Here is a 5,839-nt window from a genome sequence, read left to right on the forward strand (position 1 = left end):
CGCGCCCCGCGTCGGCGAAAGCCGATAGTGATGGCTGGAGTTGGTAAGAAGCCCACACTGTAATCTTCGATGAGCGTGTGGGAGTATGTCACCACAAAAGAACTATAGAGTGCGATCGCAAATTCTCTAAGATAATCCGATTCAAAATCCTTAGTTGAAAAAAAGTTCGCTGGTGCTTGCCGCGAACTTTTTTTCAACGGAAGTTTTCCCGTACAAATGAATTAAAGCATTTCCTCCCTTTAGTTGGCATTATTAACGCACCCTAAACTATAGCAGAAGTCATTTGTCAGAAGTCATTTGTCAGAAGTCAAACTCTTGCGCTTACAAAGGGTGTGAGACTTTTGTCATGTCCTAACTGCCCTGGCGACTGCTATATAAGCGCGTTTAGGGGCTAGTTTTGCCCAAGTCCTATTGAAGTTATGGTAAATTGTAGCGATTTTAGGGGGTGTAACCCCCCATAGTCAATGCCCCTTCATAGCTTAATATCTAGCCAAGATTCCAACTGCGTACATTCTAAGAGTTTTGTTATCGAACTCTTTACCTACTCCTGAGCAGGAAGAAAGTAGATCAGATTCCATAGCCTCTCAGGTGTGGAGTGAGGCAATTGAGGATCACACAAGGTAACAGGTATCATCATTCACAATTCGGGTTCAGGGAGGCTGTTCATGGGATTTCTCAACAATTTGAGTATCAGGTCAAAACTTATATTTATGTTGCTGGCTCTGAGCACTTGCTCGCTGTTCGTGACTGCTTATATCGGTTATCGGAGTGGTAAGTCTCATCTGAGCAAAACAGTATCAAACCAGTTAACCAGTCTACGAGCTTCCAAAGCAGATCAAATAGAATCATACTTTGAAGATATTCGCCATCAGACCCAGACCCTGAGTGAAAACTTAATGGTGGTCGAGGCGATGCAGGAATTTAAAACAGCCTACAACCAACTGCAACAATCTAGGACACCAACTGATACACCAACTGATTTAGAGGACACCCTCAAAGAATACTACCGTAAAGAATTTTTAACCAAACTAGCGGAAACTAGCGACGGGAAGCCTGTATTAGAATCCTACTTACCAGAAACCTCTGCGGCTCGTTACCTCCAGTACTATTACATCGCCACTAACCCCAACCCAGCTGGGGAGAAACATCTCCTAGATGATCCAGAAGACAAGAGTGAGTACAGTAGTATTCACACCCGCTACCACCCAATTTTTCGCAACATTGTTGAAAAGTTTGCTTACCAGGATATGTTGCTGATCGATCCTCAAACCGGTGAGATTGTCTACTCAGTTTTTAAAGAAACAGACTTTGGCACCAATCTCACCACTGGACCATACAGTGATAGTAACTTGGCATTCGCCTTAGGCGACCTCCGAAAAGCCAAGGGAAAGGATTATGTGCAGATATTTGATTTTGATTCCTACCGTCCTTCTTTTGGAGCCCCAGTAGCATTTATTGCTGCTCCCATCTATGACGGCTCCAAATTTATAGGTGTTTTGGCATTCCAGCTTCCGGTTAATCAGATTAACAATGTCATGACAGGTTACCGTAAATGGAAGAGTAATGGTCTCGGGGATACAGGGGAGATCTATCTAGTCGGAGAGGATTATCTGATGCGATCAGTTTCCCGTTTCCTAATTCAAGACCCCACAGCTTATAGTAAAGCCTTGCGAGAACAGGGTGTAAAGGAACAGATCCTTAAACGAATCGAGCAGTTTGGTACATCAATTCTACAACAGCCAGTAAAGACAGAAGCTGTAAAAGCAGCCTTAGCTGGGCAAGAAGGTACCCAAATTATCAATGATTATCGGGGTATTGAAGTTTTGAGTTCCTACGCTCCCTTAAACATCGATGGATTGGAGTGGGTTATCCTCTCCGAGATGGATCTTGCCGAAGCCTATGCCCCAGTTTACGCCTTTCAAAAGAGAGTTTTGGTTTCAGCTGCCTTGATCATACTGCTGATCACCCTACTCGCTATGGTGCTCGCCCATCTGTTTGTGCAACCAGTTAGGGCTTTAATTGCTAGCGCCCGAAAAGTCACGGATGGAGAAGTTGATGCGGTGGTGAATATAAACTCGGAAGACGAATTTGGGGAGTTAGCTGAGTCATTTAATCAAATGGTTGGCAGCTTACGCACTCAAACTAAACTAGTCGAGCAGAAAAATCGCGAAAATGAAAAGTTACTGACAAGTGTATTTCCCGACTCCGTAGCCAAACGTCTCAAACGGGGAGAGACAAACATTGCTGAGAGTGTTTCCAATGTTACGGTTTTGTTCTGCGACATTGCTGGATTCGGCAAGCTCTCTAGGTCCATGGATACCCATGAAGTCATTGCCATTCTTAATGATCTAGTAAGTCTGTTCGATCAAGCCACGGCCAAATACGGGATAGAGAAGATTAAAACCATTGGTGACAATTACATGGCAGTCTGTGGATTATCAATATTACATATAGACCATCAAAAACGGGCGGTAGATTTTGCTTTAGAAATGCTGGCGTTGACCCACCGATTCAGTCATGAACGAGGATTTGACATAGACCTGGAAATCGGTATCCATTCCGGAGATATTGTTGCTGGTATTGTAGGTCGAGAAAAAGTTGTCTACGACGTTTGGGGCGATACAGTCAATGTTGCCAATAAGCTGATGTTTGACTGCCCACGGGGAGCTATATTAGTGTCTCAAAATGTCTACAACAGTCTCCATGATATTTACGACTTTGAGCAGGCTGAGGACATCACACCTAATGGCAAAAATCAGCAGAAAGCTTGGTTGTTAAAAACTGCACAGGAATTAGTAGCTTCAACAGTGTAGACATGGGCTTTGCCCAGTTTTGCCAAATTATTAAAGACCCAAGGGTAATGGGGAATTGCTAATGGGGAATTGGTAACTGAACAAACTATACTTGATTACATTCTTTTCAGATTACCATAATACACGAAATTAAGAACCCCCGCGCGAGCATTATCCTGTGGGGGATGAAAACTTGTTCAGAGGGTTCACCCTATTGTTCAAGGGATAGAAAAATAAGGGGACAAGGAGATTATTTTGATGAGCAAAGTAATATGGCAAAACGATTGGTTTATCTGGGCAATAGCCTTAGGGATAGGGTTCCCGCTCCTGGTAATTATTCTCACAGAAATTACTCATCGTCTACAAAGACGCGGTCAGCCTATAGCAGTTACGCTCCGCCTAGTTCGTAACCGTGTCTTACCCGTCTTAGTATTCCTGCTATTTATCCAGAATGTGGTTGAATTAGACCTGGACAACAATGTTGTCAAGCTTGTCGAGACCCTGCTCTGGATATTTGTTATAGACGCCTCTCTGTCTCTAATCAATTCGGTGTTGTTTGAAGCCGCTGGAGAAAATACATGGCGAGGACGGATCCCAAAACTACTCCTAGATTTGTCAAGATTTTTTTTGGTAGCCCTTGGTGCTGCCATTGTGCTATCGAAAGTTTGGGGAGCCGACCTCGCTGGTCTAGCTACTGCCTTGGGTGTGGGTTCTATTGTTATCGGCTTGGCGCTTCAGGACTCTCTAGGCAGCGTCTTTTCTGGCGTTGCCCTACTGTTTGCTCGTCCCTTTGAAGTCGGTGATTGGTTGCAGATTGGAGACAAAGTTGGTCAGGTCATTGATATGAATTGGCGAGCTGTTCACCTGGTAACCCGGGACGGTGACATGATTATTATTCCCCATCGGGTACTTGGAGGAGAAATAGTCCTCAATTACAGCAAACCGAAACCGATTCATGTAGAAACCTTTAGGATTGACTTCGACAGTGATGATCCACCCAACCTAATTAAGCAAGTATTAAAAGAAACAGCACTGGCGACAGAAGGGATATTGAGTGATCCTTCCCCAGAGATCCGCACCATGGAATATAACGACTATCGGGGTAACTATGAGGTCAAGTTTTCTATCGAAGACTATAAGGATGCGCCCAGAATCCGTGAACAGTTGATGACCCGTATCTGGTATGCAGCCCAACGGAACAATCTTGGACCTACCATTCCGATCTATAGACTCCGTAAACTCGATAGTGACCCTAATCAGGCAGATAGCACTTTGACAAAGTTTACCGAGAGCTTGAAGTCAATGCCTGTCTTTGTCCCTGTAGCTAAACAGCAAAAGAACTTGGAGAATCTCTCGAAAGGAGCAGTCCTACAACATTTCGGTGTGGGAGAAACCGTAATCCGTCAAGGGGATCCTGGTCATGCTCTCTACATTATTATTGCTGGGAAAGCTGTACTCAACCTCAAAGATAGTTATGGTGAACAACAGGAGGTGATGACTCTGTCGAGTGGTGAGTTTTTTGGCGAAATGGCACTGTTTAGCGGCAAACCAAGCTCAGTATCCGTTACCGTTGTGGAAGATTTGCAAACTATTGCGCTTTATTCAGATCTGGTTAATCAGATGATAGAAAGTACACCAAGTCTCGCCCGTGAAATTGGTCAAATTATCGAAGCACGACGGAAAGCGATAGATGAGGTGAAACAAGCCAATCTTGCATCCAGTCTTGCATCCAGTAATGGTGCCGAGTTATCAAGTCAAGGTTAAGTGGACTATCAATCAATCATCATGGGATTGGCCTTGGCCTTTGGGCCACCCTGCGCGAAGGGCCACGCTACGCGTACGCAAAAGCTAGACAGGGGGAAGGTACTGCCTATAAGGTGGAGCCAGTGGTAGTGTAATCGGGGGTTAGTAGACAGTATTGAAAAGTATCACATAGTCTATCAAAGTATTAAATTAGTTGTTAGACTATATTCATGGCATTAATACCAATCCGTAAGGCGGTCGAACTTACGGGACTCTCCAGGAACACTTTGCGGAAGTACGCAGATAATGGCATCATCAAATGTGAACGAACCCCAAGCGGGTACCGTCTCTTTGACACAACTAGTTTACTCAGCCTTGGAAAAAGTAAAGGAAACAGAGAAGCTACGATCTGTTACTGCCGAGTCAGTAGTAACAAACAAAAAGACGACCTCGCCAGACAAATCGCCTACATGCATTCGCTCTTCCCGGAAGCGGAAATCGTCAAGGACATCGGTTCAGGACTTAACTACAAAAGAAAAGGTCTTAGAATCATATTGGAACGGCTTATGCAAGGAGATCAGCTCACAATTATTGTTGCCTGCCCTTGCAGACTTACCAGGTTCGGGTTTGAACTCTTTGAGTACTTGGTCAGTATCAACGGTGGAAAAATCTTGGTTCTCGACAACCATGAAAGTTGTCCAGAATCGGAACTTACCGCAGATCTTCTATCCATCATTCACGTCTTCTCTTGCCGCGTCCACGGACTCCGAAAATACGGCAAAAAAATCAAAGAAGATGCGAGTCTTCCTAAACCCTGAGCAACGATTGGCCGTAGGCCACGCTACGCGAACAATAGTTCGCCAGTGGTTTGGAGTGTCCCGTTATGTTTTTAATAAAACTGTCAAAATACTTTGCTCCGTAGGAGCCGCTACGCGAACATATGGCGAAGTTAAAGCTAACTGGAAAGCCATTAAGACTGGAATATTAAATGACCTACCCGAGTGGTGTAAGACAGTACCTTATCAGATTAAATCTATAGCGATTAAGGATGCTTGCACTGCTGTCAGGGAGGCAAAGAAAAAATACAAAAAGACTGGACAGATAAATCGGGTAAGATTTAGATCTCGTAAAAATCCTGTTCAGTCTTGCTACATACCCAAGTCTGCTGTCTCTAGCAAAGGGATTTACCATACAAAACTGGGTGAATTGACCTTCGCTGAGACACTTCCAGGCGATATCGGAGATTGTCGATTAACTAGCACTAATGGGGACTATTATAGCAGTCGCCAGGGCAGTTAGGACAT

At 44.3% G+C, this 5,839-nt stretch carries 5 protein-coding genes; 4 read left to right on the forward strand and 1 reads right to left on the reverse strand.

All coding sequences use genetic code 11. The annotated features are described in order from the left end of the window. Window positions 1–197 (reverse strand): hypothetical protein (locus F6K38_RS33620; RefSeq protein ID WP_287359447.1); only part of this gene is annotated, 197 nt, incomplete at its 3' end. A 468-nt stretch (window positions 198–665) separates the two neighbouring features. Here F6K38_RS33620 and F6K38_RS33625 point away from each other — a divergent pair. From F6K38_RS33625 to F6K38_RS33640, 4 genes are all read left to right on the forward strand, one after another. Beyond that, complete coding sequence (locus F6K38_RS33625; RefSeq protein WP_287359449.1) at window positions 666–2,813, forward strand: adenylate/guanylate cyclase domain-containing protein; 2,148 nt, start codon at window positions 666–668, stop codon at window positions 2,811–2,813. Between the two features lie 237 nt (window positions 2,814–3,050). Next, on the forward strand, window positions 3,051–4,556 hold the full coding sequence (locus F6K38_RS33630) for a mechanosensitive ion channel family protein (RefSeq protein WP_009148866.1): 1,506 nt from the start codon (window positions 3,051–3,053) through the stop codon (window positions 4,554–4,556). A gap of 209 nt (window positions 4,557–4,765) precedes the next feature. Further along, window positions 4,766–5,353 (forward strand): IS607 family transposase, encoded by a 588-nt coding sequence (locus F6K38_RS33635; protein WP_009148864.1) that lies wholly within the window; start codon window positions 4,766–4,768, stop codon window positions 5,351–5,353. Continuing rightward, window positions 5,331–5,834, forward strand: coding sequence for a hypothetical protein (locus tag F6K38_RS33640; protein ID WP_009148862.1), 504 nt, complete (start codon window positions 5,331–5,333; stop codon window positions 5,832–5,834). Before F6K38_RS33635 ends, F6K38_RS33640 begins: the two co-directional genes overlap by 23 nt. Window positions 5,835–5,839 lie beyond the last annotated feature (5 nt).

It is taken from the genome of Moorena sp. SIO3B2 (assembly GCF_010692525.1).
Classification (GTDB): domain Bacteria; phylum Cyanobacteriota; class Cyanobacteriia; order Cyanobacteriales; family Coleofasciculaceae; genus Moorena; species Moorena producens.

What these genes read in the sequence shown, in the direction of transcription:
- F6K38_RS33625 (WP_287359449.1), top strand. Translation starts at nt 666, where the DNA reads ATGGGATTTCTCAACAATTTGAGTATCAGGTCAAAACTTATATTTATG.
- F6K38_RS33630 (WP_009148866.1), top strand. Translation starts at nt 3,051, where the DNA reads ATGAGCAAAGTAATATGGCAAAACGATTGGTTTATCTGGGCAATAGCC.
- F6K38_RS33635 (WP_009148864.1), top strand. Translation starts at nt 4,766, where the DNA reads ATGGCATTAATACCAATCCGTAAGGCGGTCGAACTTACGGGACTCTCC.
- F6K38_RS33640 (WP_009148862.1), top strand. Translation starts at nt 5,331, where the DNA reads ATGCGAGTCTTCCTAAACCCTGAGCAACGATTGGCCGTAGGCCACGCT.